The 23,996-nt window shown below is 62.2% G+C and carries 23 protein-coding genes and 1 other RNA gene; 14 read left to right on the top strand and 10 right to left on the bottom strand.

Features of this window, described 5'->3' with window-relative positions:
- Window positions 1-69: 69 nt before the first annotated feature.
- A protein-coding gene (locus XCC_RS16150) for an IS3 family transposase (RefSeq protein WP_087942071.1) occupies window positions 70-1,214 on the bottom strand; the annotation gives its coding sequence in 2 pieces (ribosomal slippage) (window positions 70-977 and window positions 977-1,214; 1,146 coding nt in all).
- Between the two features lie 232 nt (window positions 1,215-1,446).
- Between XCC_RS16150 and XCC_RS22465 the strand changes: the two genes are divergently transcribed.
- The 4 genes from XCC_RS22465 (at window position 1,447) to XCC_RS16135 (ending at window position 3,086) form a co-directional block, all read left to right on the top strand.
- Window positions 1,447-1,758, top strand: coding sequence for a hypothetical protein (locus tag XCC_RS22465; RefSeq protein ID WP_228428745.1), 312 nt, complete (start codon window positions 1,447-1,449; stop codon window positions 1,756-1,758).
- A 117-nt stretch (window positions 1,759-1,875) separates the two neighbouring features.
- Window positions 1,876-2,031: a hypothetical protein gene (locus XCC_RS22140; RefSeq protein WP_011038226.1), complete on the top strand. Its 156-nt coding sequence runs from the start codon at window positions 1,876-1,878 to the stop codon at window positions 2,029-2,031.
- Between the two features lie 176 nt (window positions 2,032-2,207).
- Entirely contained in the window at window positions 2,208-2,603 is a 396-nt protein-coding gene (locus tag XCC_RS16140; protein ID WP_011038225.1) for a hypothetical protein, read from the top strand.
- 90 nt (window positions 2,604-2,693) lie between these two features.
- Window positions 2,694-3,086, top strand: a complete 393-nt coding sequence (locus tag XCC_RS16135) for an H-NS family nucleoid-associated regulatory protein (protein ID WP_011038224.1) — start codon at window positions 2,694-2,696, stop codon at window positions 3,084-3,086.
- A gap of 538 nt (window positions 3,087-3,624) precedes the next feature.
- On the opposite strand, the gene glgX is transcribed toward XCC_RS16135, so the two are convergent.
- Window positions 3,625-5,754 (bottom strand): glycogen debranching protein GlgX, encoded by a 2,130-nt coding sequence (gene glgX / locus XCC_RS16130; protein ID WP_011038223.1) that lies wholly within the window; start codon window positions 5,752-5,754, stop codon window positions 3,625-3,627.
- A gap of 492 nt (window positions 5,755-6,246) precedes the next feature.
- Between glgX and rimK the strand changes: the two genes are divergently transcribed.
- From rimK to XCC_RS16115, 3 genes are all read left to right on the top strand, one after another.
- Complete coding sequence (rimK, locus tag XCC_RS16125; RefSeq protein ID WP_011038222.1) at window positions 6,247-7,122, top strand: 30S ribosomal protein S6--L-glutamate ligase; 876 nt, start codon at window positions 6,247-6,249, stop codon at window positions 7,120-7,122.
- Between the two features lie 649 nt (window positions 7,123-7,771).
- Entirely contained in the window at window positions 7,772-8,449 is a 678-nt protein-coding gene (locus XCC_RS16120; RefSeq protein ID WP_003490678.1) for a response regulator transcription factor, read from the top strand.
- Complete coding sequence (locus tag XCC_RS16115) at window positions 8,442-9,776, top strand: sensor histidine kinase (protein ID WP_019237347.1); 1,335 nt, start codon at window positions 8,442-8,444, stop codon at window positions 9,774-9,776. Before XCC_RS16120 ends, XCC_RS16115 begins: the two co-directional genes overlap by 8 nt.
- A 142-nt stretch (window positions 9,777-9,918) precedes the next feature.
- Here the strand turns inward: XCC_RS16115 and XCC_RS16110 are convergent, their stop codons facing one another.
- The 6 genes from XCC_RS16110 to XCC_RS16085 all read right to left on the bottom strand — a co-directional run bounded on the left by XCC_RS16110 (window position 9,919) and on the right by XCC_RS16085 (window position 14,468).
- Window positions 9,919-10,410, bottom strand: a complete 492-nt coding sequence (locus XCC_RS16110) for a GNAT family N-acetyltransferase (RefSeq protein WP_011038220.1) — start codon at window positions 10,408-10,410, stop codon at window positions 9,919-9,921.
- Entirely contained in the window at window positions 10,407-10,697 is a 291-nt protein-coding gene (locus XCC_RS16105) for a DUF1778 domain-containing protein (protein WP_011038219.1), read from the bottom strand. The genes XCC_RS16110 and XCC_RS16105 overlap by 4 nt, the downstream gene beginning before the upstream one ends.
- A 74-nt stretch (window positions 10,698-10,771) precedes the next feature.
- The gene (locus XCC_RS16100) at window positions 10,772-11,173 is read right to left on the bottom strand and encodes a SymE family type I addiction module toxin (protein ID WP_019237348.1); all 402 of its coding nucleotides are present in this window, start codon (window positions 11,171-11,173) and stop codon (window positions 10,772-10,774) included.
- A gap of 531 nt (window positions 11,174-11,704) precedes the next feature.
- Window positions 11,705-12,328 carry a dephospho-CoA kinase gene (gene coaE, locus XCC_RS16095; protein ID WP_011038217.1) on the bottom strand — a complete coding sequence of 208 codons (624 nt, stop codon included), beginning with the start codon at window positions 12,326-12,328 and terminating at the stop codon, window positions 11,705-11,707.
- Between the two features lie 13 nt (window positions 12,329-12,341).
- Complete coding sequence (locus tag XCC_RS16090) at window positions 12,342-13,205, bottom strand: prepilin peptidase (protein ID WP_011038216.1); 864 nt, start codon at window positions 13,203-13,205, stop codon at window positions 12,342-12,344.
- A 6-nt stretch (window positions 13,206-13,211) separates the two neighbouring features.
- Complete coding sequence (locus tag XCC_RS16085) at window positions 13,212-14,468, bottom strand: type II secretion system F family protein (protein WP_011038215.1); 1,257 nt, start codon at window positions 14,466-14,468, stop codon at window positions 13,212-13,214.
- A gap of 326 nt (window positions 14,469-14,794) precedes the next feature.
- Here XCC_RS16085 and XCC_RS16080 point away from each other — a divergent pair, with 326 nt between their 5' ends.
- From XCC_RS16080 to XCC_RS16065, 4 genes are all read left to right on the top strand, one after another.
- Window positions 14,795-15,235, top strand: coding sequence for a pilin (locus XCC_RS16080; protein WP_011038214.1), 441 nt, complete (start codon window positions 14,795-14,797; stop codon window positions 15,233-15,235).
- A 112-nt stretch (window positions 15,236-15,347) separates the two neighbouring features.
- Window positions 15,348-15,749 carry a pilin gene (locus XCC_RS16075; RefSeq protein WP_194734302.1) on the top strand — a complete coding sequence of 134 codons (402 nt, stop codon included), beginning with the start codon at window positions 15,348-15,350 and terminating at the stop codon, window positions 15,747-15,749.
- A gap of 64 nt (window positions 15,750-15,813) precedes the next feature.
- Window positions 15,814-17,547 (top strand): type IV-A pilus assembly ATPase PilB, encoded by a 1,734-nt coding sequence (pilB, locus tag XCC_RS16070; RefSeq protein WP_011038212.1) that lies wholly within the window; start codon window positions 15,814-15,816, stop codon window positions 17,545-17,547.
- Between the two features lie 214 nt (window positions 17,548-17,761).
- Window positions 17,762-17,834: non-coding RNA, sX9 sRNA (locus XCC_RS16065), on the top strand.
- A gap of 131 nt (window positions 17,835-17,965) precedes the next feature.
- Here XCC_RS16065 and XCC_RS16060 read toward each other — a convergent pair.
- Both XCC_RS16060 and XCC_RS16055 read right to left on the bottom strand, forming a co-directional pair.
- Window positions 17,966-19,360, bottom strand: coding sequence for a sigma-54-dependent transcriptional regulator (locus XCC_RS16060; RefSeq protein WP_043877723.1), 1,395 nt, complete (start codon window positions 19,358-19,360; stop codon window positions 17,966-17,968).
- A gap of 208 nt (window positions 19,361-19,568) precedes the next feature.
- Window positions 19,569-21,179, bottom strand: coding sequence for a sensor histidine kinase (locus tag XCC_RS16055; RefSeq protein WP_011038210.1), 1,611 nt, complete (start codon window positions 21,177-21,179; stop codon window positions 19,569-19,571).
- 233 nt (window positions 21,180-21,412) lie between these two features.
- On the opposite strand from XCC_RS16055, the gene sucC reads away from it, so the two are divergent.
- The 3 genes from sucC to XCC_RS16040 all read left to right on the top strand — a co-directional run bounded on the left by sucC (window position 21,413) and on the right by XCC_RS16040 (window position 23,996).
- Window positions 21,413-22,582: an ADP-forming succinate--CoA ligase subunit beta gene (gene sucC / locus XCC_RS16050; RefSeq protein WP_011038209.1), complete on the top strand. Its 1,170-nt coding sequence runs from the start codon at window positions 21,413-21,415 to the stop codon at window positions 22,580-22,582.
- A 24-nt stretch (window positions 22,583-22,606) separates the two neighbouring features.
- Entirely contained in the window at window positions 22,607-23,482 is an 876-nt protein-coding gene (gene sucD, locus XCC_RS16045; RefSeq protein ID WP_011038208.1) for a succinate--CoA ligase subunit alpha, read from the top strand.
- Between the two features lie 103 nt (window positions 23,483-23,585).
- Window positions 23,586-23,996, top strand: a complete 411-nt coding sequence (locus XCC_RS16040; RefSeq protein ID WP_029628876.1) for a CopG family ribbon-helix-helix protein — start codon at window positions 23,586-23,588, stop codon at window positions 23,994-23,996.

The following is a 23,996-nucleotide window of genomic DNA, read 5'->3' as shown; positions in this document are numbered from 1 at the left end:
CGCTACGCGCGCAAGTGCCTTGTCCAGGTTGGGCTCCCCATACTGATACGCCCAGGGTTCCGTAGACACTCAAGACCCTCGTTGCGCGTAGCGCCGTTCAAACTCTACAGGTGACAGGTCGCCAGTTGAACCGTGGCGGCGGTTGGGGTTGTAGAACATCTCGATGTAGTCGAATACCTCGGCGCGAGCGGCGTCCTTGGTGGGATAGGTCCGCCGCCTGATCCGCTCGCGTTTGAGCAGGCCGAAGAAGCTCTCCACGGGTGCGTTGTCGTGGCAGTTGCCACGCCGACTCATGCTGCACACCAAGCCATGGGACGCCAGGAAACTGCGCCAGTCATCGCTGGTGTAGACAGACCCTTGGTCCGAATGAACCAAGCAACCAGCGTTGGGTTTGCGCCGCCACACCGCAGACAACACCGCCTGCACGACCAACTCGGTGTCGGCCCGATCGCGCATCGCCCAGCCGACGACCTGCCTGGAAAACAGATCGATCACAACAGCCAAATACATCCAGCCTTCATGCGTGCGGATGAAGGTGAAATCGCTCGCCCAGGCCGTGTCCGGCTCCGTCACGTCGAACTGTCGGTCAAGCAGGTTGGCCGCCGCCTTGCACTGCATTCCTCCATGGAAGCGCGGTTTGCGACCATAGCCCACCTGGGCACGCAGTCCCTCGGTGCGCATCAGCCGATGCACCCGATGACGACTACAACGCTCACCCAGATCGCGCAGATCCGTGGTGATCTTGCGATGCCCATAGACACTGCCGCTGGCCAGCCAGTGGTGCTTGATTAGTCCAAGCAAGCGATCATCTTCCTTGGCGCGCTCACTGTTGGGCGAGCACAACCAGGCGTAATAACCCGACCGGTTGACCCGCAATACCCGGCACATTGCACACACCCTGAATTCCCCGCAGTGGGCTTGCATGAAGGCGTACTTTGCCTTTACCCCTTGGCAAAGTACGCGGCGGCCTTTTTTAGGATGTCGCGCTCCTCGGTCACTCGACGCAACTCTGCCTTCAGCCGCCGAACCTCGGCGCTCTGGTCCACCTCGGCGCGATGCACCACGCCAGACTTGCCGAACGTGCGCAGCCAGGCGTACAGGCTGTGCGTCGTGACACCCAGCCGCTCGGCGACTTCTGCCACCTTGAACCCACGATCAGTCACTTGCCGGACCGCCTCGATCTTGAACTCATCCGTATATCGCTTGCTGCTCATAGACACCTCCGAATCGACCATTTTCCATGGCCTTGAGATGTCTAGGAAACCCTGGGCGTATCAAAGATAGTGCGGCAGATCCATTGGAAGCGGCAGCAAGATGGATAAGCCTAAGGTTCGAAACTAGCTAATTCCACTGCCTCTCTAGTGCAGTACTCGTTACCTGACTGCTATACCGCTCAACGCTCCAGAGCGCATCGATGTGATCGCACAGCTGCGCGAAGATAGGTTGATGGATGCGCCGCAAGAAACCCCACGCACTGTTGCGGCATCAGCTGCATGGGTGCTGGCGCGCCTCGCCATTCTGCACGGCCGGACACAATCAGGAGAGGCGTCTGTGTCACCGGCGCTGCGCCGTTTTCAGCGGCTCAGCGGCTCAGCAGCTTGCCGAAGGCCGCTTCGTTTGATTCAAGGGTGTGCTTGCGAAGGCGCGATGCATCTGAGAGTTGAAATGCCCGGCTTGGGTATGTGCTTCATCCGCTCACTGCGTGACATCTGCGATTCGAACGAAAAGCTCAAACACGCCATGCGTACCTCCGCCTAACGGCCGGGCCGTCATGGCGCAGTCGATCGCACTCGCGCGCAGCGGATCAATCACACGTCAGGCTCACGCACCCTGAGCGACGGTGGGCAGGTGGCACTGTTGCCCTGGGAGAAACGCATGAGCACCGACAACGACACCAATCGAGGCCCCTCCGATCCAAACCCGCCGGATGGCGTCAAGGCGCCGGGCAAGCCGCATGCCCCTGTGCAGGAAGGCCCGGCACAAGACAGCGAGATCGATGATGACGACAGCATCGAGGACGACGACGTTTGAGCACGCCGTCCTATCAGACGGATGCCGGGCAGGTGTGTAGACCGCTGCGGGCGCCCCTTGTTGGCGAAGCGGCCGCGCAGTTCGCTTCGCTATTTCCTTCCCCGCCGTCAGGAAGCTCCTGATTGAGCGGGGTCGAGCGTACGCCCATAGTGGCAACATCCTTCGACACACGCGCCATGGCCACCACGCACACCCAATTGGTTGGAGCACTCCTCAAAGGCATGCGGCGCGCCGAATATGCGCGGGCCGCGTCGGTCGCCTATGCCGCCGGCATGGCGGACCAGATGAACAGCGGCTTCGGCACCCTGGACGATGCCGGCAAGGTGCTGGAGATGTTCGGGCTGGATGCCGAGCAAATTCAAGAGCTTGGCTTGATCGGTGTGGAGGAGCTCGGGGAGACGGTGTTCCATGCCTGGTCGATCAATGCCGGCGAAGTGGAGCGCGTCAGGCAGTGGTTTTGCGCGCCACGGGTCGAATTCGTCGGCAAGCACTGCAGCGAGCTGATCCGTACCGGGCGCATCGGCCCGGTTTTGACCATGGCGCGCGAGCAGGCGCTGCTGCGGCCACGCTGAGCGGGCCTGCAACTGCCGTGCTGCAGCCGCTTTACGCTGGGCGGTGCAACGGCAATACTCGCTGACCTGTCCAAGAATTTTGCTTCGCCCATGCGCCAAGGTTCGCCCGCGTCACCCTCCGCCGCCGCCAAAGCCCAACTGCTGGAAGAGCTGCGCAAGCTCGAGCAGGAAGAGGCGCAATTGAAATACGCTCAGACCCTGGAAGCGTTCGACCAGGTGATCGAGACGCTGACCCAGTTCGGTGGCCGCTTCAACACCAAGCAAAAAGCCCAGATCGCTTCGCTGGCCACGACCGGCAAGGTCAAGGGCCCGCTGACCTCGAGCGGCGAGGTGGCCGCCAAATACTGGCTGCCGCATTCGGGCGAGACCTGGTCCGGCCGTGGTCGCACGCCGCGCGCGTTCAAGGCGTGGGAGGGCACCAGCTCCTATAAGGAATGGAAGGCCAAGCACCCGGACAAGCGCTTTCCGTTGTATCCGGGCTGAGCTGCGGTCGATCGCTACTTGTGGCACACACGCATAGAGATGGAAATCAAACGGCCGCGCGGGCGAGATCGACAGCCTCTCACTTGGTAGCGCGGCCGCGCGCTTGGGGAAAGGTCAACACAGTCTGGCGGCCTCCGGCGTGACCCTTTGTAGGAAGTGATGCTAGCGCTCGGCTACGCGATAACCGATGCCGTTTGCAAGCGCATCGCGATTACTGTCGAACATCAGCCGCGCACGTGGACAAGAGGCTTACGCAAGCGCGACGCTGCAGGCGGGTATGGCACCCTGCATGCCGATGGCTGATAGGTCATCGCCTTCCTACACCAGCCGGACAGCGGCGCGTGCTGCGGCATGTTGCGCAAGCCGGCCGTTATCGGCGGTGTGCCGGCTTGGCTACGCAGCCAAATCGATAAAGCCGCAATTGCGTCGGCTGCGCCCGCGCTGCAGGCTGCCAGATATCTGCATACAAACAAGTAGCCACAAAAAAGCCCGCCTTCCATCCAATGAAAGGCGGGCTTGCTAACGCACGCTCAGGCAATCAGCCCACCTTGCACTCGAACACCGTGATGCTGCGCGGCGGTGCCAGGAACTCGCTGGCGCCGGCCGGCATGCTGTCCACTTCCAGCGCTTCGTCGGTAGACAGCGCGAGCTTCCAGTGCACCGGTTCGTCGGAGGAGGGCAGGGTGAAGGTCACGCCCTCGTGGTACGCATTGATGACGATCAGCAAGGTGGCGTCGTTGCCGCGTTCCTTGACGCCAGAGGTCTGCGCCTTGCCTTCCAGCAGCAGTCCTACCGAGCGCGCGCCGGCATCGGTCCAGTGCGCGTCGTCCATCTCGGTGCCGCCCGGATTGAGCCAGGTCAGATCGCGCAGGCCGGCTTCTTCGTTGTACTGCCCATTGAGGAAGCGGCCACGCGACAGGATCGGGTAGCGCTTACGTAGCGCGGTCAGTGATTTGACGAAGTCGGTCAGGCGGCCGTCGGTGGGGTCGTTCTCCCATTCGAGCCAGGTGATCTCGTTGTCCTGGCAATAGGTGTTGTTGTTGCCGCCCTGCGACTGCGCCCGCTCGTCGCCGGCCAGTATCATCGGCGTGCCTTGCGACAGCAGCAGCGTGGCGAGCAGGTTCTTCATCTGCCGCTCGCGAAGTTGCAGGATTTCGGCGTTGTCGGTCTCGCCTTCTTCGCCGTAGTTGCACGAGCCGTCGTTGGAGGAACCGTCGCGGTTGTCCTCGCCGTTGTCGATGTTGTGCTTCTCGTTGTAGCTCACCAGATCGCGCAGCGTAAAACCGTCGTGCGCGGTGATGAAGTTTACCGATGCCCAGGGGCGGCGACCGCTGCGGTCAAACAGGTCCGCAGAGCCCGTGAAGCGGGTAGCAAACTCTGCCAGCTTGCCGTCCTCGCCCTTCCAGAACTCGCGCGCGTTGTCGCGGAATTTGTCATTCCACTCCGACCAACCCGGCGGGAAATGCCCCACCTGATAGCCGCCCGGGCCGCAATCCCATGGTTCGGCAATGAGCTTGACTTCCGACAGCAGCGGATCCTGGTTGCAGGCATCCAGGAAGCCACCGCGTTGATCGAAGCCGCTCGGCTCGCGGCCCAGGATCGTGGCCAGGTCGAAGCGGAACCCGTCCACGTGCATTTCGCCGGCCCAGTAGCGCAGCGAATCGTTGACGAACTGGATCACCCGCGAGTTGCTCAGGTTAAGCGTATTGCCGGTGCCGGTGTCGTTGATGTAGTAACGCTTGTCTTCGGCAAGACGGTAATAGCTGGCGTTGTCGATGCCCTTGAACGAGAGCGTCGGCCCCAGTTCGCTGCCTTCGGCAGTGTGGTTGTAGACCACGTCCAGGATCACTTCCAGGCCTTGCTTGTGCATCGCCTTGACCATGTCGCGGAACTCGTCGCGATGGCCGCTGGAAAGGTAGCGCGACTTGAGCGCGAAGAAACTGATGGTGTTGTAGCCCCAATAGTTGCGCAGGCCCTTGTCCAGCAGATGCTGATCGTCCAGATACGCATGCACCGGCAGCAGTTCCACCGCCGTAATGCCCAGGTCCTTGATGTACTGCAGCACCGATGGCTGCGCCAGGCCGGCGAAGGTGCCGCGCACGGCTTCAGGCACCTGCGCGTTGCGCATGGTGTAGCCACGTACGTGGGTCTCGTAGATCACCGTCTCGTTCCACGGCTTGAGCAGGCGCGCATCGTCTTCCCAGTCGTAGGTGTCTTCAACCACCACGCACTTGGGCATGAACGGCGCGCTGTCGCGCTCGTCGAAGCTCAGGTCGCCATCAGGATGCCCGACCGTGTAGCCATACAACTCATCGGCCCACACCAGGTCGCCATCGAGTTCGCGCGCATACGGATCCAGCAACAGCTTGTTGTGGTTGAACCGGTGTCCCTCGGTGGGTGCATAGGGACCGTGCACGCGGTAGCCGTAGCGCTGGCCGGGCTTTACGTCGGGCAGATAGCCATGCCAGATCTCGTTGGTGTACTCGGGCAGGTCGACACGGCTCTCGTTGCCCTGTTCGTCGAACAGGCACAGCTCCACACGCGTGGCGTGCGCGGAAAACAGCGCAAAGTTGGTGCCCTTGCCATCGAAGATGGCGCCGCGTGGGAACGGGCGGCCTTGGCGGATGCGGGAGGGGGTGGCGTAAGCCGCGCTGGCGGGATGTCGCATTGGGCAGGATCTCGTGAACCGGCACGCCGGCATTAGGGGGCTCAAGCATTGCTGGTGAGGCTGTGCAAGACACGTCACGGCCGCAGTGGGGCGGCGTGAGGGTGGCTGCGCATGCGTCGTTGGGTGATCAATCAACCATGCACGGTCAGCAACCGGCATCGTGATGCGTTGGTGCTTCGGCTCGATATCGCGCGTCATGTCGCGTCCGCTCCGTGTCACAAAACGCGGCGTTGCCATCACCCTTTGCTTGAGCAGCGCGCTGGCGCCCTGCTAGCATCGATCCCGGCTGAGGTCGCGCGGTTTGCGTTGCCACTTCCTCGCTGAGTCGCTTTCGCTTCCCATTCCTTGGGGCCGTCGCATACCAGTCGGATCGACGCGTGCAAGGCGCATGGCAGCCTGGCAACGATCGGCTCATTGGCAGCGGAACGGGCTTGGGGCTTTCGTCGCCATCAGATCCCGACCATGACCAGGCCGCGCCGCGCGAATGCCGCGATGAAAATCGCCATCCTCTCCCGCAACAGCAAGCTGTATTCGACCCGCCGCCTGATCGAGGCCGGCCGCACGCGCGGGCACACCGTGCGCATCCTCGACCCGCTGCGCTGCTACATGCGCATTGCCGCGGACGGTTTCAGCCTGCACTACAAGGGCAAGCCGATCACCGGGTTCGACGCGGTGATTCCGCGCATTGGCGCATCGGTCACCCGGTACGGTACCGCGGTGCTGCGGCAGCTCGAATTCATGGGCACGTATACGCCCAACCCCTCCGACGCCATCCTGCGTTCGCGCGACAAACTGCGCGCGCATCAGCTGCTGGCGTCGCAGGGTATCGATATGCCGGTGACTGTCTTCGGCGACAACCCCGACGACACCCAGGACCTGCTGTCCATGCTCGGCCCCCCGCCGCACGTGGTGAAGTTGAACGAAGGCGCCCAGGGGGCTGGCGTCATCCTGACCGAGAAGGCCAGCGCCTCGCGCGGCGTGGTCGAAGCGCTGCGCGGGCTGTACGCCAATTTCATCGTGCAGGAATTCATCGGTGAGGCCGAAGGCGCGGACCTGCGCTGCTTCGTGGTGGGTGACCGCGTGGTGGCGGCGATGCGGCGCCAAGCCGCCGACGGTGACTTCCGCTCCAATCTGCATCTGGGTGGCACCGCCGCCATGGCCGAGGCCTCCCCGCAGGAGCAGGATGTCGCGGTGCGCTCGGCACGCGCGCTGGGCCTGGCCGTGGCCGGGGTTGACCTGATCCGCTCGCAGCGCGGGCCTTTGGTGCTGGAGGTCAACTCCACCCCGGGCCTGGAGGGCGTGGAGGGCGTCTGCGGCGTGGATGTGGCCGGCACCATCATCCAGCATCTGGAGCAGGCCATCCGTTGATCGGGACGCCCGCTGTTTTAGCAGAAAGTTAACGAAACTCTAATCCTTGCCCCGCTAACGTCTGCCGACCGTAGCTCCGCTCTCGGCAGTGACGGTGATCGGGATGAACATTTGGCCCAGGTGCCTAGCCGCACCTGGGCCTTTTTGTGACGGCTTGCCGGCCCTCAGGTTCAGGTCTACATTCAGCAACAACTGCAATGGATCAGCGGACAACACGCATGACGCAACAGGGGGCGAGACCAACATGGAGAGAGGCGCCCGCACTCGGCGGCACGATCACCATTGCCCGCCAGGTTGCGCTTGGCCAGCGTGGGCATCTGCAGCGCGCCCTGCCCGCAGCCATCGTTGATCCCGCTGGCGTAGGTGTCCGGCAGTGGCGTCCGCGCTGCAACTTTCCAGCCCCATTGCCTGTCACAGCAGACGCTGTGCGTGCTTCAGCACATGCAGGCTGTTCAATGCGGTATGACCGGGCAGCGGGCCTGATGCATGTGGACCGCCTGCACGCGTTAGGCTACCGGCCCAGGCGCATGACGAACGACGGCAGCCGAATGGCGCCGGATGCAGAATGCCAACCAGAAAACAATAAGGCGCGGCGGCAACGGCAGATCGCCAACCGCCGCGTCAGTGACTCAAAACAATCGAGGTTCCAGTGCGAATTCTAGTAATCGAAGACAACAGCGACATCGCCGCCAATCTGGGTGACTACCTGGAAGACCGTGGCCACACGGTGGACTTTGCCGCTGACGGCGTTACCGGCCTGCATCTGGCGGTGGTGCACGAGTTCGACGCCATCGTGCTCGACCTCAACCTGCCGGGCATGGACGGCATCGAGGTCTGCCGCAAGCTGCGCAATGAAGCGCGCAAGCAGACGCCGGTGCTGATGCTCACCGCACGCGACTCGCTGGACAACAAGCTGGCCGGTTTCGATTCCGGCGCCGACGACTACCTGATCAAGCCGTTCGCGTTGCAGGAAGTGGAAGTGCGGCTCAACGCGTTGTCGCGTCGCGGCAAGGGCGTGCACACCCGCGTGCTGGAAACCGGCGACCTGGAATACAACCTGGACACGCTGGAAGTGCGCCGCCGCGGCAAGCTGCTGCAACTCAACCCCACCGCGCTGAAGATCCTGCAGGCGTTGATGGAAGCGTCACCGGCCGTGGTCACGCGCCAGGAACTGGAAACCCGCGTCTGGGGCGAAGAACTGCCCGACTCGGATTCGTTACGCGTGCATATTCATGGCCTGCGTGCGGTGGTGGACAAGCCGTTCGACGTACCGATGATCCAGACCCGTCACGGCATCGGCTACCGCATCGCCTCGCCCGATGCCTGAGAGCTCCAGCGGAACGCGGCCCGCCCGCAGGCGTGGCCGCTACCGGCGGCGCCTGCGCAGCCGCATCATTCTCTCGTTCGTGTTGCTGGGCTTCTGCCTGACGACGCTGTTCGCCTTCGCCACCACCTGGGCGCGCTCGCGCGTGGAAAACCAGCTGGTGGAGGACGTGATGAACCGCAATATCGACGCGTTCGCACAGCGGTTCTATTCCGATCCGCTGCGTAACCCCGACCTGCCGGTGCAGCAGATGCGCGGCCGCGTGGTGAAGAGCGACAAGTTCGAAGCGCTGCGTCGCGAGCAGCCCGAGTGGTACCAGCTACGCGATGGCATTCACACCATCTCCGGCGTGGACGAAGGCGGCAACGCGTATTCGTACAAGCTTGCGGTGCGCAAGACGCCCAGCGAGTGGTTCTTCCTCGCGTACGACATGACCCAGACGCTCAAGGGCGAGATCCAGCTCAAGCGCACCTTGACGTTGTCGGTGCTGGTTTTCAGCGGGCTGTCGCTGCTGATCGGCTGGTGGTCCGCATCCAAGGTCATGCGCCCGGTGTCTGACCTGGCCGCGCGCCTGCGCGCCTACCGCGGCGGCACCAGCGAACCGAAGCCGTTGGCCGCACATTTCCCTGATGACGAAGTGGGCCAGCTCGCCGAAGCGCTGGACGATTACTCCGCGCGGCTTACCGAGGTGGTTCAACGCGACCGCGAATTCAATGCCGACGTCAGCCACGAACTGCGTACCCCGCTGGCGGTGATCCGTGGCGCCACCGAGCTGCTGCTGACCAAACCCAACCTGGATGAAAAGGTGCTGCAGCGGCTGCAACGCATCCAGCGTGCCGAACAGCAATGCAGCGATCTGATCGGCTCGCTGCTGCTGCTGTCGCGCAACGAGCGCGGGCAGGGCAGCAGCAACGTGGCCAAGGTGGCCGAGCAACTGATCGACTCACACCGCGCCCAGCTCGGCGGAAAACCGCTGGAACTGCTGCTGGAAGGCGTGCGCGACCTGGTCATCGACGCACCCGAATCCGCGCTCTCCGTGGCGCTCGGCAACCTGATCGGTAACGCCGTCAAATACACCCAGGATGGCCAGGTACGGGTACGCGTGCTGGCAGACGCGGTAGAAGTCATCGACTCCGGCCCGGGCTTGAGCGAAGAAGACGCCGCCAAGCTGTTCCAGCGCGGCTATCGCGGCACCCACGCCGGCCACTCGCAAGGCGGCGGCATCGGCCTGTCGATCGTCAGCCGGTTGTGCGACCTATACGGCTGGCGCGTCAGCGTGCGTCCAGGCCAGGAGCGCGGCGTCATCGCAACACTGGCGTTCCATCGCTAACCAAGCCGCGTGGTAGGAGCGCACTCGTGCGCGAGGGCCTTACCGGCAATGCTTCACCCGGCGATTGGTGGCAGTCCTGGAATCATGAAGCGCACCACCTTCCGCGACTGTCTCCCACCTTCTACCGCGTCACTCGACCAGATCACAGACTGGCTTTCAGGTCTTCCAGCGTGACGACCAGCACCATGGGATCCAGCGGGGAAGGTTCGAAGCCGATGCGCTCGTAAAACGCCTTGGCGTCCGCCGAGAGCGCATGCACGAGCAGCCCGCGAATGCCGATGGTGTCGGCCGCATGCAAGATGCGCTTGCCAGCATCCTGCATCAGGGCGCGGCCAAAACCTCTGCCATGCAGGGATTGGTCAACAGCAAGCCTCCCAAGCACCACCACGGGGATCGGGTCCGGCATGTTGCGACGGAAGCGGCCGGGCGTCGCGTCCACGGCGACCGCACTCGACGCCAGGGCGTAATAGGCCACCACGCGGTCATCCTCGCAGGCAACGAAGGTCCGTGACGCACCGGTTGCCTGATTTTTCAGGGCGCGGCGCTTGAGCCAGTGATCCAGGCTCTCCACGCCCGATGCGAACGGTTCGACCCGGTGATGCGCTGTCAGCGGTTCCGGCGCCGATACCGTCATGCCTTCTCCCAAGGAGCGGGCGTCTGCATCGTCTTGCGCAGGCGCGCGTTCGGCTGCGGCGGCATGTCCAGCCGTGCCAAAAAGGCGGCGTAGGCGTCCGGGCTGGCCGTGATGAGGGTCTGGTCCAGCAAGGCTTCCTCGGCCGCCGAGCGCGCTGCGTCCAGCATGAAATCGGTGCGGTTCTTCCCGCGCGCCTTGGCGGCCCGGTCGATCAGGCTGCGCTCCTCCGGCTTGATGCGGAGATTCAAGGTTTCGCGCTTGCCAGGCGTAGTGTTGGGTGTGGACATGGCGTTGGCTCCTGCTAGTTGGCGCAGTGTAGCGCTTCCGTAATGTCGATGTCATTACGAAGGCGTGTCACTGTTCATTGCGAGGGCGCGCGCTCCACCGTCACCACCAACTCGCCCTTGCGCGCAGTGATCTGCAGCTTGCAACCAACCGCAAACCCCAACTGCTCCAGCCACAGCCCGCGCAAGCGCACGCTGGGAATCCGCTGGCTGTGCGGCCGGCCAGGCTCCGCCTCGTAGAACGCATAACCCACCGTGCAGCTCGTGGGCGTGCGCGCCTTGCGCGGTGGGCGCGGCGGCAGATCGTCCACGCGGCGCCTGGGGCGACGGTCGAAGTTGAGGTTGTCCACGTCGAACGTGGGCGAGGGCACCAACCGCACGGGCTGTGCATCGATCGCGCGCTTAGGCTGCTTGGCGGTAGCGGTGCGTTTGGCATCCGGCTTGGACCGCTTGGAGCTTGGAGACTGCCCCCGGCTCATCCCCTCACCTCGGCCAGTACCAAGGAGCGACAACGCTCACCCATCTGCACTATCGATACATTTGCCATGACAACGCCTCCTTCGAAAAACAGGCACCGTCGCCGGCCGGCGACGGGATGTCGGGAGGTTAGAAACCGTGCATAGTCGGCGGGCGTATTCCTCCCGAAGGAGTGTTGTATTAGCCGCCCTCCCGACGCAGGCATCGCGTCGGCTTGCACCTGCAGGCAGGCACAAAAAACCCACCGGTTTGACGGAGGTGGGTACCGCTATGCATGGAGTTTCTACGCTCCTTGAGGCAGAGGTTGCTACTGGTTGCTTGCAATGTCAATTGCAGGAAAGTACGTCAGGCGAAAGGAGAGTTCCTTGATTCCGGCTTGGAGTACATCACGCTGTGAGTGGCGCATGCCACATGTGCCGGCAGGCCTGCTGTGCAGGAATAGTGGATTCCGTGCATTGCATCCAAATCATTTTTAACCGATGTGATGGTGGCCGTGCGGCCGTGGCGCATATCGCATACGGGAGTATCAAACGTTAGTTTTCGATTCGATGGGTTTGAAGCGCCGCTCTGTAAGTCGCATCCAGCCGTTGCGCCTGTTGCGCCAACTGGTCCGTATTGCCCTCATTACTGACAACATCATCGGCGATGGCCAGTCGCTGTGCGCGAGAGGCCTGCGCGGCAATCATCTGACCGGCAAGGGCCGACGTACTGCCGTCGCGTTGCATCAGGCGGGCGTGTTGAAGCGCAACCGGTACGTCGACGACCAGGATGCGGTCGAGCCAGGGATAGGTCGCCCGTGCCCCTGCTTCAGCGAGTAATGGGATTGCCACGATAGCGTAGGGGTGATTGGCCGCTTTCGCCGCGCGCTGCAATTCGGTGCGAATGGCAGGATGGGTGATCGCTTCGAGCGCTCTCCGCTCGGTTGGATCCGCGAAGACGATCTTGCGTAAGGCCTGTCGATCCAGCGTGCCATCCGGCAACAAGATGCCTTGGCCAAAGCGGTTCGTGATGGCATCAAGTATGAGACCAGGCGCCACCACTTGCCGCGCAACGACATCGGCATCGACCACCGGCACGCCCAACTTCTCGAACTCAGCGGCAAGTGCGCTTTTGCCGGAGGCGATGCCGCCGGTGAGGCCGACGATGAAGTTGCTCATCGTCGTGGCTTGCTCAACGCAGGCCTGCGAAACGCAGGTAGCCATCCACCAGGTCGTTACCCCAGAAGAACACTACCCAGCCGGCGATGGCCAGATAAGGTCCGAACGGGATCGGCGTGGCGCGGTCGCGCCCCTTGGCGAACAGCCAGATCGAACCGAGCACGGCGCCGACCAGCGAGGAGATCAGGATGATCGGCAGAATGCCCTTCAACCCGCACCACGCCCCCAGCGCAGCCAGCAACTTGAAGTCGCCGTGGCCCATCCCTTCCTTGCCGGTGAGCTGCTTGAACAGCCACCACACCGTCCAGAGCGAGACATAGCCGACCGCCGCACCCAGCAGGGCGGGCTTGGCTGGCATGTAGAGGTTGTCCATCGAACCGACCAAGCCCAACCACATCAGCGGCAAGGTCAGCTGGTCCGGCAGCAGCTTGTGGCGCAGGTCGATACCCGACATCGCCACCAGAAAGCAGCTCAGCACGATCGCACCGAAGCCCTGCCAGCCGAAGCCGAAGCGCCAGACGCTGGCCACGCACAGGATCGAGGTCAACAGCTCCACCAGCGGGTACTGGATGGAGATCGGCTTGCCGCTGTAGCGCGACTTGCCGCGCAGCATCAGCCAGCTGAACAGCGGAATGTTCTCCCACCACTTGAGCTTGTCGCCGGTGACCGGATCGTGCGATGGCTCCACCACAATGCCCGGCGGCGGCGGCTCGTAGATGTCGGGCAGTTCCAGGATTTCGCGCGCATCGCGCCGCCACTGCCACTCCATGCGCTTGGGCAAGCGCAGGATCACTACATTCAGGAAGCTGCCGATCAGCAGTCCCAGTCCGGCCGCGGCGGGAAAGCCGAGACCGGGATGCTGGTCGAGAAATGCCATTACGTTTTAGACCACTGAGCCAAGTTTGAAGATGGGAAGATACATGCCAATGACCATGCCGCCCACAATTGTGCCAATAAAAACCATGATCAATGGTTCCAGTAAGCTGCTCAATGCATCCACGGCGTTATTAACTTCTTGCTCGAAATATTCAGCCACTTTGAACAACATGGCATCCAGGGCGCCAGCTTCTTCGCCGATCGAGGTCATCTGAACCACCATGTGTGGGAAAAGATTGACCTGCTTCATCGCCATGTTGACAGGGTAGCCTACCGAGACATCATCGCGCATACGAAGCACAGCTTCCTCATAAACTTTATTACCGGTGGCGCCAGCCACAATGCTCAAGGCTTCAACTAAAGGAACGCCAGCTTTGAACGTAACGGCAGTGGTTCGCGCAAATCGGGCGATAGAGCTATTATGCATGATCTGGCCAATGACTGGGACCTTCAAGACCAATCTATCCATTCCATGTCGCATGCGAGGCGAGCGCTTGTAAGCAAAAATGAATCCTGCAATTGCTGCGATGCTACCAAGTAGCATAAGCCACCAATAAGACACCATGAAACGCGACGCCGCGACGATCATCTGAGTGAAAGCTGGTAGTTCTGCTCCGAATCCTTTGAATACGTCTTCAAATTGCGGGACAACAAATACAAGTAATATTCCGCTCACAATAATTGCAACGGCCATTACCATTGCAGGATAAAATAAAGCTTTCTTTATTTTTCCCTTCAGTGCTTCAATGTTTTCTTTGTAATTTGCAACTGTGTCTAAAACGGTTTCTAGAACGCCGGCACCTTCGCCTGCTCGTACCAAATTTCGATAGAGGTCGTCGAATTGGACTGGATGCCTAGAAATTGCTTCATGGAGTGAAGACCCTCCTTCAATGTCGGTCCTAATTTGACCAACCATTTTTTTCATGCGGGGATTTTTGTGCCCCTCTCCGATGATTTCAAGCGATCCAACAATAGGTACGCCCGACTTCATCATTGTTGCCATCTGGCGACTGAAAAATGCGATATCTTTTGAAGAAATTTTCTTGCCAGCGGCGCCGAAAAGCGGCTTAGGCTTCGTCTTTACAACTAAAGGTGTGATGCCCTGCCGCCGAAGCTCAGCGCGGAGCATGTTCGCGTTGCGAGCAGGTTGTTCCCCCTTCATCTTGATGCCGCGCTTGTCCGTACCCTCCCAGACAAATGGGACCATCTCGTTTACGTTCCGGTCTATCGGCTGCTTCTTCATGCTGCTACGAGCGATTGACATAACTATTCCCCGCGACCATCCCCAGGCCGGTGCTCGCCAATAGTAGCTTGTTTGCAAGATCTCAGCATGCTCCCAAAGGGCCTGTCTTAGGCCAGGAAGGGGTCCAAAACTGACCCGTAGCGTCACTTGCGTCTGGGCCTCGCACTTCTCAGCTTGTGTACTTCCCTTGAGCGCTTGTCTCTGCAACTATTCCCACGGGGCGCATTGATGTGGGCCAACTTGGCACGGAATGTGCTTGAGTCCATTCGGCGGCAAGCTGCAAATGTGCTTTACTTCAGCAAAGCGGTTAGCAACTGAATCATTCAACTCTCTAGGGGATGTAGACAATGAAAAAGCAAAATGGTTTTACACTGATCGAACTCATGATCGTCGTTGCGATCATCGCTATTCTGGCCGCTATCGCTTTGCCGGCGTACCAGGATTACCTCGCTCGTTCGCAGGTTTCGGAAGGCTTGTCTTTGGCGTCGGGTGCAAAGACAGCTGTCGCTGAAACTTATGCTAACACCGGTGCCTTCCCGGCGACCAATGCCGCCGCTGGCCTTGAGGCTGCTGCGAACATCAAGGGTAAGTACGTTACGTCTGTGACGGTGGGGGCGGGTGGGATCATCACCGCGGCATTCAATACTGCTAATGCAAAGTTGAGTGGCAAGAATCTGGTCCTGACCCCGACTGACAATAACGGTTCGATCAGCTGGGGGTGCACCAACGGCACCACGATTGATCAGAAGTATCTGCCGACCTCTTGCCGCACTGCGGCGGCTCCGTAATCAAAGCTCATGTTGAAAGGCCCCGGCTCGCCCGGGGCTTTTTTACTTCTGACTGAGTGTTAAGCTCAAAGGGGGCAAAGTGAGGGTCCGAGGATTCACTTTGATTGAGTTGATGATCGTGGTTGCGGTTATCGCTATTCTGGCAGCGATAGCATTGCCTGCCTACCAAGACTACCTCGTTAGAGCTCAGGTGTCAGAGGGTCTAAGTCTGGCCTCAGGCGCAAAGGTGGCTGTCGAAGAGTTCCACTGGGCTAAGAGTGCGTCACCAAGCACAAATATTGAGGCTGGATTGGGGAGTCCTGAAAGCATTAAAGGGAAGTATGTCTCCTCAGTCACGGTTGAGGTCGATGGAGTTATTACTGTCGCCTTTTCTAGCGGGGATGCTAGTCGAAGCATACGAACGTCACATTTGCAATTGGTGCCTGACTGGTCGGGAGCAGGTTCGACCGTATGGCGATGCAACGGCTCCGGGACTACTATTCAGTCAAAGTATCTTCCTCAAGCATGTAGATGATTTTCGCGGTTGTGCTTGAAATCGGCTTAGAAAAATCAAATGCTTGTCCTTTCGTAGGTGCGTAATGAGCGTTGTGCTAACGGCTAATCTTGTTGGAATCACGGGCATTGCTCGACGTCTTGTGCAAGACGGTGCGCTCGAAGAGGCGGTTGCTCGTGGTGCGATGGATCAGGCAGCACTCGCCAAAGTGCCTTTACCCCAGTGGTTTGCTGAAAAAAAGCTAGTCTCTGCTGCGCAGCTCGCCTCTGCCAATGCAGTTGAGTTCGGTATGCCGCTGATGGATGTGTCGGTGTTCGACGCCAGCCAGAACGCGGTCAAGCTGGTCAGTGAGGAGTTGCTTCAGAAGCATCAGGTACTGCCGCTGTTCAAGCGCGGCAACCGGTTGTTCGTGGGGGTGAGCAATCCGACGCAGACCAGGGCGCTGGACGATATCAAGTTCCACACCAATCTGGTGGTCGAGCCGATCCTGGTAGACGAAGACCAGATCCGTCGCACATTGGAGCAGTGGCAGGCCAGCAATGCGGCGCTCGGCTCTTCGCTCGGCGACGACGATGATGAGATGGGGGATCTGGACGTCTCTACCGGGGACGAGGACATGGGCGCCGGCGGGGATTCCGGGGTCGATGCCAAGGGCGATGACACGCCGGTGGTGAAGTTCGTCAACAAGGTGCTGGTGGATGCGATCCGGCGGGGAGCCTCGGACATCCATTTCGAGCCGTATGAAGACGACTACCGGGTGCGGTTGCGGATCGATGGGCTGTTGAAGAACGTGGCCAAGGCGCCGGTGAAGCTCAACCAGCGCATCGCGGCGCGCCTGAAGGTGATGTCGCAGCTGGACATCGCCGAGAAGCGGGTGCCGCAGGACGGGCGCATCAAGCTCAACCTGTCCAAGACCAAGCAGATCGACTTCCGTGTGAGCACCTTGCCAACCCTGTTCGGCGAGAAGGTGGTACTGCGTATCCTGGACGCCAGTGCGGCCAAGCTTGGTATCGAGAAGCTGGGCTATGAGGCGGACCAACAGAAGCTGTTCCTGGATGCGATACACAAGCCCTACGGCATGGTGCTGGTGACCGGGCCGACCGGTTCGGGCAAGACGGTGTCGCTGTATACCGCGCTCGGGATTCTCAACGACGAGACGCGCAATATTTCCACGGCCGAGGATCCGGTTGAAATCCGCTTGCCTGGTGTGAATCAGGTGCAGCAGAACGTCAAGCGCGGTATGACCTTCGCGGCGGCGCTGCGCTCGTTCCTGCGCCAGGATCCGGACATCATCATGGTCGGCGAAATCCGCGACCTGGAGACGGCCGAGATTGCGATCAAGGCGGCGCAGACCGGCCACATGGTTCTGTCGACACTGCACACCAACGATGCGCCGCAAACCATTGCGCGCCTGATGAACATGGGCATCGCGCCGTACAACATCACCTCGTCGGTGACTCTGGTCATCGCGCAGCGCTTGGCGCGGCGCTTGTGCAACAACTGCAAGCGCAAGTCGACGCTGCCGGAACATGCGCTGCTGGCGGAAGGCTTTACGCCGGAGCAGGTTGCGAACATCGAGCTCTATGAAGCGGTCGGTTGCGATGAGTGCACGGAAGGCTACAAGGGCCGTACCGGCATCTATCAGGTGATGCCGATGACGGACGAAATCGGCGCGATCGTGCTGGAAGGCGGCAATGCGATGCAGATCGCCGAGGCCGCACAGAAGATCGGTATCCGCGACCTGCGCCAGTCGGCGTTGATGAAGGCTTCGCACGGGGTGACCAGCCTGGCCGAAATCAATCGTGTGACCAAGGACTGACAGGCCGGGAATTGGGAATCGGGAGTGGGGAATCGGAAAGGCCCACTCCGGATATAGCGATTTAGCTCTTGATCTATAGGCTTGCGAGCAGGGCAGTCGCAAGGCCTTGCCGAAACGGCGCTTCCTCCGGGCGGGGGAGCGCCGTTTCTTTTGGTGTAGTTATTGAAACGCGTGCGTCGCAACGGGCTGGCGCGGCCGGTGCTCGTTAGTCCTCATGCACCCTCGTGCACTCCGGTTCCTCAGTGCCGCCCGCCTTGCGCGACGGTTGTTAGCGACGTTTCGCAGCCGCTCTGAGTTGAGCACAGCAGCGTGCAAAAGATGCCGCATCCAGTAGCGATGGACGGCGGGGCCAGAGCAAGCGAAACCAACCAACCCGCTTTTACGATTCCCGATTCCCCACTCCCAATTCCCGGCCCCTCTACTCCATCCCCAATTTCTTCAGCTTGTAGCGCAACGCACGAAACGTGATGCCGAGCTGGGCGGCGGTCTTGGTCTTGTTCCAGCGGTTTTCTTCCAGCGCCTTCTGGATCGCGGCGCGTTCCAGTTGCTCGATGTAGGAGGGCAGGGCAGAGGAGGCCGGATCGATGTCGACGACCGCTTCGCGCGGTTCGATGGCGGCGCTGCCGGGGCTGGCGGCAAGGCGATGGCCGCCGTGGGCGGGTAGGCGCAGATCGCTGGCGCTGATCTGGTCGTCTTCGGCCAGGGCCAGGGCGCGTTCGAGGATGTTTTCCAGTTCGCGCACGTTGCCCGGAAAGCCGTAAGTATCCAATGCATCCAGGGCTGACTGGGTCAGCAGCGGGATCGGGCGGCCATGGCTGCGGGCCAGGCGCGCAATGATGGCGGCGGCCAGTTGCGGCAGGTCGCCACTGCGCTCGCGCAGCGGTGGCACACGCAGCTCGATCACGTTGATGCGGTAATACAGATCGTGACGAAAGCGGCCGTCGGAGACCAGGTCGCCCAGGTCCTTGTGTGTGGCCGACAGAATGCGCACGTCCACCAGCGTCTCGCCCGAGGCGCCGACCGGGCGCACTGATTTTTCCTGGATGGCGCGCAGCAGCTTGACCTGCATCTGCAGCGGCAGCTCGGCCACTTCGTCCAGAAACAGCGTGCCGCCATGCGCGGCCTGAAACAGACCCGGTTTGTCGGCATGCGCGCCGGTAAAGCTGCCCTTCTTATGGCCGAAGAACTCGCTCTCCATCAGCTCGGCGGGGATCGCGCCGCAGTTGACCGGAATGAACGGCCCGGCCGCGCGCGCGCCCTGCTCGTGGATGGTGCGGGCCACCAGTTCCTTGCCCACGCCGGATTCGCCAACGATGTAGACCGGCGCCTGGCTGCGCGCGACCTTGCCGATGGTGGAGCGCAGGCTCTCCATGGCGGTCGAATCGCCGAGCAGGCGGCTGGCCTGTTCCAGCGGAGGCGGTGGCGGCGCCGGCCGGTCGCGGTTGTTCAATTCCAGTGCGTGCTTGACCAGGCCGCGCAGCACGCTGATGTCCACCGGCTTGCTGACGAAGTCGAACGCGCCGGCTTTCAGCGCTTCCACCGCCAGGTCCATGCTGCCGAACGCGGTGATCATGGCCACCGGCGTCTGCGGGTATTGGCGCGCGATCTCGGTCACCAGCTCGATGCCGTTGCCGTCGGGCAACCGCATGTCGGTCAGGCACAGGTCGTACGGGTTGCTGGCCAGCAATTCGCGTGCTTCGGCCAGGTTGGCGGCGGTGCTGATGCGCAGCCCCATGCGGCCCAGGGTGAGAACAAGCAATTCGCGGATGTCACGCTCGTCATCGACGACCAGGGCACTTTTCGTTTCGTTCATGTTGCGCACGATAGCCCAGCGTGATGACAGTCGACAATTACCGGCGCTGCTGGACCTGAAGCGTCATGTGTTGGGCGTGCGGGGCTGCTACCGATGTTCGTCCCACGTTCGGTGCCACAAGGCCTCGCGCGCGCGGAGATCGCTGCTGATTGCGAGCCGATTGCTGCCCGGGCAGGACAGCCGGCCTGCGCAGATTTGCTCTGCTCGCCTACTTGCCGAATAGCCCATTCGGGCCCTGTAGCAGGATGCGGAAACACGCGCCGCCGCCGGGGACGGAGACGTAATCCAGTTGCGCCTGGTTGGCGCGGCACAGTTCCTGGGCGATATACAGGCCGAGCCCGGTGCCGTGTTCGGAGGTGGTGTAGAACGGTCGGAACAGCTGCGCTGCCACGGTTTCAGGAATGCCGGGGCCACGGTCGATGACGTCGATGGCCACCATGCGCTCGCGCCGCTCCACCCGCAGCTTCACCCGTGCCGGCTCGTCCAGGATGCGGCCGTACTTGAGTGCGTTGTGTACCAGCGCGGTCAGGACCTGGTGCAGGTGCTTGGGGTCGATCAAGGCGTGCACCGAGGCGCCCTCGATGCTGGCTTCCAGGATGTCGGTCTCCATCGACAAGGTCTGCCGGTATTCCACGACGAAGCGGCGCACGAACGCGGCCAGGTCCAGGTTTTCCGGGCTGGCGCGCTCGCGCCGGGCCAGGCCGAGCACGCTTTCGACGATGCCGTTGGTGCGCTGGCATTGCTGGTGGATGATCTGCAGCAGGCGGCGGTCGGCATCGCCGATGTCCGGCGATTCTTCCAGCAGCTGCGAGGCGTAGTTGATGGCCGCCAGCGGGTTGCGGATCTCGTGGGCCAGGCTGGCCGAGAACCGGCCCATGGCCGAGAGGGTCAGCGATTCGGCGCGCCGCGAGACCACGCTGGCATCGTCCAGGAAGATCAGCACCAGGTCGCTGTCGGCGAGCAGGCGCACGAAGCGCGGCTGCACTTCGGGGCGGTCCGCGCCCAGCTGCAGCGGGGATTCTTCCTGGCGCCAGCCGCTGCGCCAGCGCTGCAGCCGGCGCGCCAGTTCCGGGGTGAGCGCGGCCAGGGCCAGGTCGGCCGGGGCGTTGCGCTGGTCGCCGTCGCCGAGCAGTGCCAGGGCGGCTTCGTTGGCCAGGGTGATGCGGTTGTGGGTATCGACCACCAGCACGCCGGTGCGCATGCGGCGGATGATCAGCTCGTTGATTTCGTAAAGGTTGGCGACCTGCGCGCCGCGTTGTTCGGCCAGCGCCTGGTTGCTGCGCGCGCGCGAGGCGATCTGCTGGCAGATGTAGGCCACCGCCACGTAGCTGGTGGCGAACATGGCCAGCTCGGCCACCGGGCGGGTGGTGCCGCCTTCCAGTAGCGTCCACAGGTACTCCAGCACGATCGCGGTGCTGGCCACCACCGCGACACTCATGCCGTAGCGCAGCCGCAGCAGGATCGAGCCGGCCGCCACGTTGAACAGCAGCATCATCGCGATACCGTCGCTGGCGCCGGGCAGGGCGTGCGTGGCCAGGGTCGCGGCCAGGATGTCGGCCAGCACCGCGCACAGCACGGTGGCGGTGAGGCGGCGCTCGCTGCGGCCCCAGAACAGCAGCGGGATGGCCATCGACAGATAGCCGATCGCCACCCCGGCGGCCAACCGCGGGTAGCGCGGCTCGGGGATGGCGTCGGACAACGGGCTGAACACCAGCGCGGCGATCAGGCCGGCCACCAGCACGCGGTACAGCGAGAAGAAATACAGCTCGCGCTGCGGCGCCGACTGGATCCGGTCGATGAGCGATACGCTGGATGCCACGCCTGAACCCCCTGCTGAAACGAGCCGCGAGTATAGGCAGCTGCGCCGCCCACGGCCGCTTGCGCATGCATTCGCGCATTGCGCAAGCGCACAGATCTGGCTGCCAATGCCGGCGAATTTTGCGCCGCAGGGCGTGGTCGGCCACAATAGGCGGCCCGCTCGCGTCTCCCGACGTGACCGCCCCGTCGGTCTGCGTTGCGCGCAGCGGTCGTTTCCTTTTCCCACGGTGACGCATGAATTTCCACGAATACCAGTCAAAACAGCTGCTTGCCGAGTACGGCATCCCCGTCCCGGCCGGTAAGGTCGCGTCCACGCCGGACGAAGCGGTTGAAGTCGCCAACTCCTTGGGCAAGGGCCCCTGGATGGTCAAGGCGCAGATCCACGCGGGCGGCCGCGGCAAGGCTGGCGGCGTCAAGTTCTGCAAGACCACCGACGACGTGAAGGCCGCAGCAGACAAGATGCTCGGCACCAAGATGTCCACCTACCAGACCGCAGGCGTCGAGTTGCCGGTCAACCTGGTGCTGGTGACCACCGCCGGCGAGATCGTCAAGGAGCTGTACCTGTCGATCCTGGTCGACCGCGGCACCAAGACCATCACCTATATCGCCTCGAGCGAAGGTGGCGTGGAGATCGAACAGGTCGCCGCCGAGACGCCGGAGCTGATCCACTCGCTCAACGTCGATTTCGTCGAAGGCGTGCAGGGCTACCACGGCCGCGATTTCGGCTTCAAGCTCGGCCTCAATGCCAAGCAGGCCGGCCAGTTCGCCAGCATCATGGTGAACCTGTATCGCCTGTTCAACGACAAGGACCTGGCGCTGGTTGAAATCAACCCGCTGGCGATCCTGGACGACGGCAACCTGTACGCGCTGGACGGCAAGTTCGACAGCGACGACAACGCCGCATTCCGTCAGAAGGCGCTGGTCGCCATGCGCGACAAGACCCAGGAAGACGAGACCGAAGTGACTGCTTCGGAGCTGGACATCAACTACGTCACCATGGACGGCAACATCGGTTGCATGGTCAACGGCGCTGGCCTGGCCATGGCCACCATGGACGTCATCAAGCTCAACGGCGGCGAGCCGGCGAACTTCCTGGACGTGGGCGGCGGTGCCAACAAGCAGCGCGTCATCGAGGCGTTCAAGCTGATCCTGTCCTCGGACAAGGTCGAAGGCATTTTCGTCAACATCTTCGGCGGCATCGTCCGCTGCGACATGATCGCCGAAGGCATCATTGCCGCGGTCAAGGAAGTGGGCGTCAAGGTGCCGGTCGTGGTGCGCCTGGAAGGCACCAACGTGGAAGAAGGCAAGCAACTGCTGCGTGACAGCGGCATGGCCATCATCCCGGCCGACAACATCAACGACGGCGCCAAGAAGGTCGTTGAAGCTGTCAAGAACGCTGCCTGATCCACGACACCGAAGGAACTATCCATGTCCGTTTTGATTAACAAGAACACCAAGGTGATCGTGCAGGGCTTCACCGGCCAGCAGGGCACCTTCCACGCCACTCAGATGATCGAGTACGGCACCCAGGTCGTTGGCGGCGTGACGCCGGGCAAGGGCGGCACCACGCATATCGATCTGCCGGTGTTCAACACCGTGGCCGACGCCGTGCAGAGCACCGGCGCCGACGCGTCGGTCATCTACGTGCCGCCGCCGTATGCGGCCGATGCGATCCTGGAAGCGGCTGCGGCCGGCATCAAGGTCATCGTCTGCATCACCGAAGGCATTCCGGTGCTGGACATGCTGCGCGTCAAGAACGTGCTGACCCGCTCGCATCCGGACACCGTGCTGATCGGGCCGAACTGCCCCGGCGTGATCACCCCGGGCGAGTGCAAGATCGGCATCATGCCGGGCCACATCCACAAGCCGGGCAAGATCGGCATCGTGTCGCGTTCGGGCACCCTGACCTATGAAGCGGTCAAGCAGACCACCGAAGTGGGCCTGGGCCAGAGCACCTGCATCGGGATCGGTGGCGACCCGATCAACGGCCTGAACTTCGTCGACTGCCTCAAGCTGTTCAACGAAGACCCGCAGACCGAAGGCATCATCATGGTTGGCGAGATCGGCGGCGACGCCGAGGAAGCCGGTGCCGAGTACATCAAGCAGTTCGTGAAGAAGCCGGTGGTCGGCTTCATCGCCGGTGCCTCGGCGCCGGCCGGCAAGCGCATGGGCCACGCCGGTGCGATCGCATCGGGCGGCAAGGGCACCGCCGAAGGCAAGTTCGCGGCGATGGAAGCTGCTGGCGTCAAGACCGTCCGTTCGCCGGGCGATCTGGGTGCGGCGATTGCTGCGCTGGTGAAGTAAGTCTCACCGGTGTGGTGTCGTGGAAAGCCGCCTTCGGGCGGCTTTCTGCGTTTTGGGCGATGTCTTACCTGGATGGCGGGAATTGCTGACTGCCCCGCGCGCGTTGGGCCGACTGCCCGGCTCCCTGCTTGCAGCGATGCTGAGCTCTGAATCGCACAAGGAGCGTGTCATGCAAAGTGTGTCACAAGTGTGCTACTGTGAGCCTGTCATCCGGTCTTCCGAGGTTGCCATGTCCACGACCACAATCCGTTTGCCTGACGAACTGAAAGCGCGTGTCGCCAGGGCGGCGAAAGATGCCGGAACTACGGCGCACGGCTTTATCGTCGACGCCATTGCGGAAAAAATCGAGGCGCACGAGCGCCGCACTGCATTCCATGCCGAAGCGCAGCAACGCTGGGCTGCTATCGAAGGCGGCGACAACACGCTGTCCTGGGCGGACGTACGCCAGTACATGCAGCAGCTTGCTGACGGAGAGAACCCCGCGCCACCGGTCGCCAGCGCCGTCGAGCGCTGA

Origin of the sequence: Xanthomonas campestris pv. campestris str. ATCC 33913 (assembly GCF_000007145.1) — a bacterium.
GTDB classification, from domain to species: Bacteria; Pseudomonadota; Gammaproteobacteria; order Xanthomonadales; family Xanthomonadaceae; genus Xanthomonas; species Xanthomonas campestris.
This window is presented reverse-complemented; position numbering and strand designations above follow the sequence as displayed.

Bases quoted from the DNA above. Each gene is read 5' to 3' on its own strand.
- XCC_RS16140 (WP_011038225.1), top strand. From the start codon at position 2,208: ATGGCCACCACGCACACCCAATTGGTTGGAGCACTCCTCAAAGGCATG.
- XCC_RS16135 (WP_011038224.1), top strand. From the start codon at position 2,694: ATGCGCCAAGGTTCGCCCGCGTCACCCTCCGCCGCCGCCAAAGCCCAA.
- XCC_RS16110 (WP_011038220.1), bottom strand. From the start codon at position 10,410: ATGACGGTATCGGCGCCGGAACCGCTGACAGCGCATCACCGGGTCGAA.
- XCC_RS16075 (WP_194734302.1), top strand. From the start codon at position 15,348: ATGATCGTGGTTGCGGTTATCGCTATTCTGGCAGCGATAGCATTGCCT.
- XCC_RS16100 (WP_019237348.1), bottom strand. From the start codon at position 11,173: ATGAGCCGGGGGCAGTCTCCAAGCTCCAAGCGGTCCAAGCCGGATGCC.
- rimK (WP_011038222.1), top strand. From the start codon at position 6,247: ATGAAAATCGCCATCCTCTCCCGCAACAGCAAGCTGTATTCGACCCGC.
- XCC_RS16115 (WP_019237347.1), top strand. From the start codon at position 8,442: ATGCCTGAGAGCTCCAGCGGAACGCGGCCCGCCCGCAGGCGTGGCCGC.
- XCC_RS16060 (WP_043877723.1), bottom strand. From the start codon at position 19,360: ATGAACGAAACGAAAAGTGCCCTGGTCGTCGATGACGAGCGTGACATC.
- sucD (WP_011038208.1), top strand. From the start codon at position 22,607: ATGTCCGTTTTGATTAACAAGAACACCAAGGTGATCGTGCAGGGCTTC.
- XCC_RS16090 (WP_011038216.1), bottom strand. From the start codon at position 13,205: ATGGCATTTCTCGACCAGCATCCCGGTCTCGGCTTTCCCGCCGCGGCC.
- sucC (WP_011038209.1), top strand. From the start codon at position 21,413: ATGAATTTCCACGAATACCAGTCAAAACAGCTGCTTGCCGAGTACGGC.
- XCC_RS16105 (WP_011038219.1), bottom strand. From the start codon at position 10,697: ATGTCCACACCCAACACTACGCCTGGCAAGCGCGAAACCTTGAATCTC.
- XCC_RS22140 (WP_011038226.1), top strand. From the start codon at position 1,876: ATGAGCACCGACAACGACACCAATCGAGGCCCCTCCGATCCAAACCCG.
- pilB (WP_011038212.1), top strand. From the start codon at position 15,814: ATGAGCGTTGTGCTAACGGCTAATCTTGTTGGAATCACGGGCATTGCT.
- XCC_RS16080 (WP_011038214.1), top strand. From the start codon at position 14,795: ATGAAAAAGCAAAATGGTTTTACACTGATCGAACTCATGATCGTCGTT.
- glgX (WP_011038223.1), bottom strand. From the start codon at position 5,754: ATGCGACATCCCGCCAGCGCGGCTTACGCCACCCCCTCCCGCATCCGC.
- coaE (WP_011038217.1), bottom strand. From the start codon at position 12,328: ATGAGCAACTTCATCGTCGGCCTCACCGGCGGCATCGCCTCCGGCAAA.
- XCC_RS16085 (WP_011038215.1), bottom strand. From the start codon at position 14,468: ATGTCAATCGCTCGTAGCAGCATGAAGAAGCAGCCGATAGACCGGAAC.
- XCC_RS22465 (WP_228428745.1), top strand. From the start codon at position 1,447: ATGGATGCGCCGCAAGAAACCCCACGCACTGTTGCGGCATCAGCTGCA.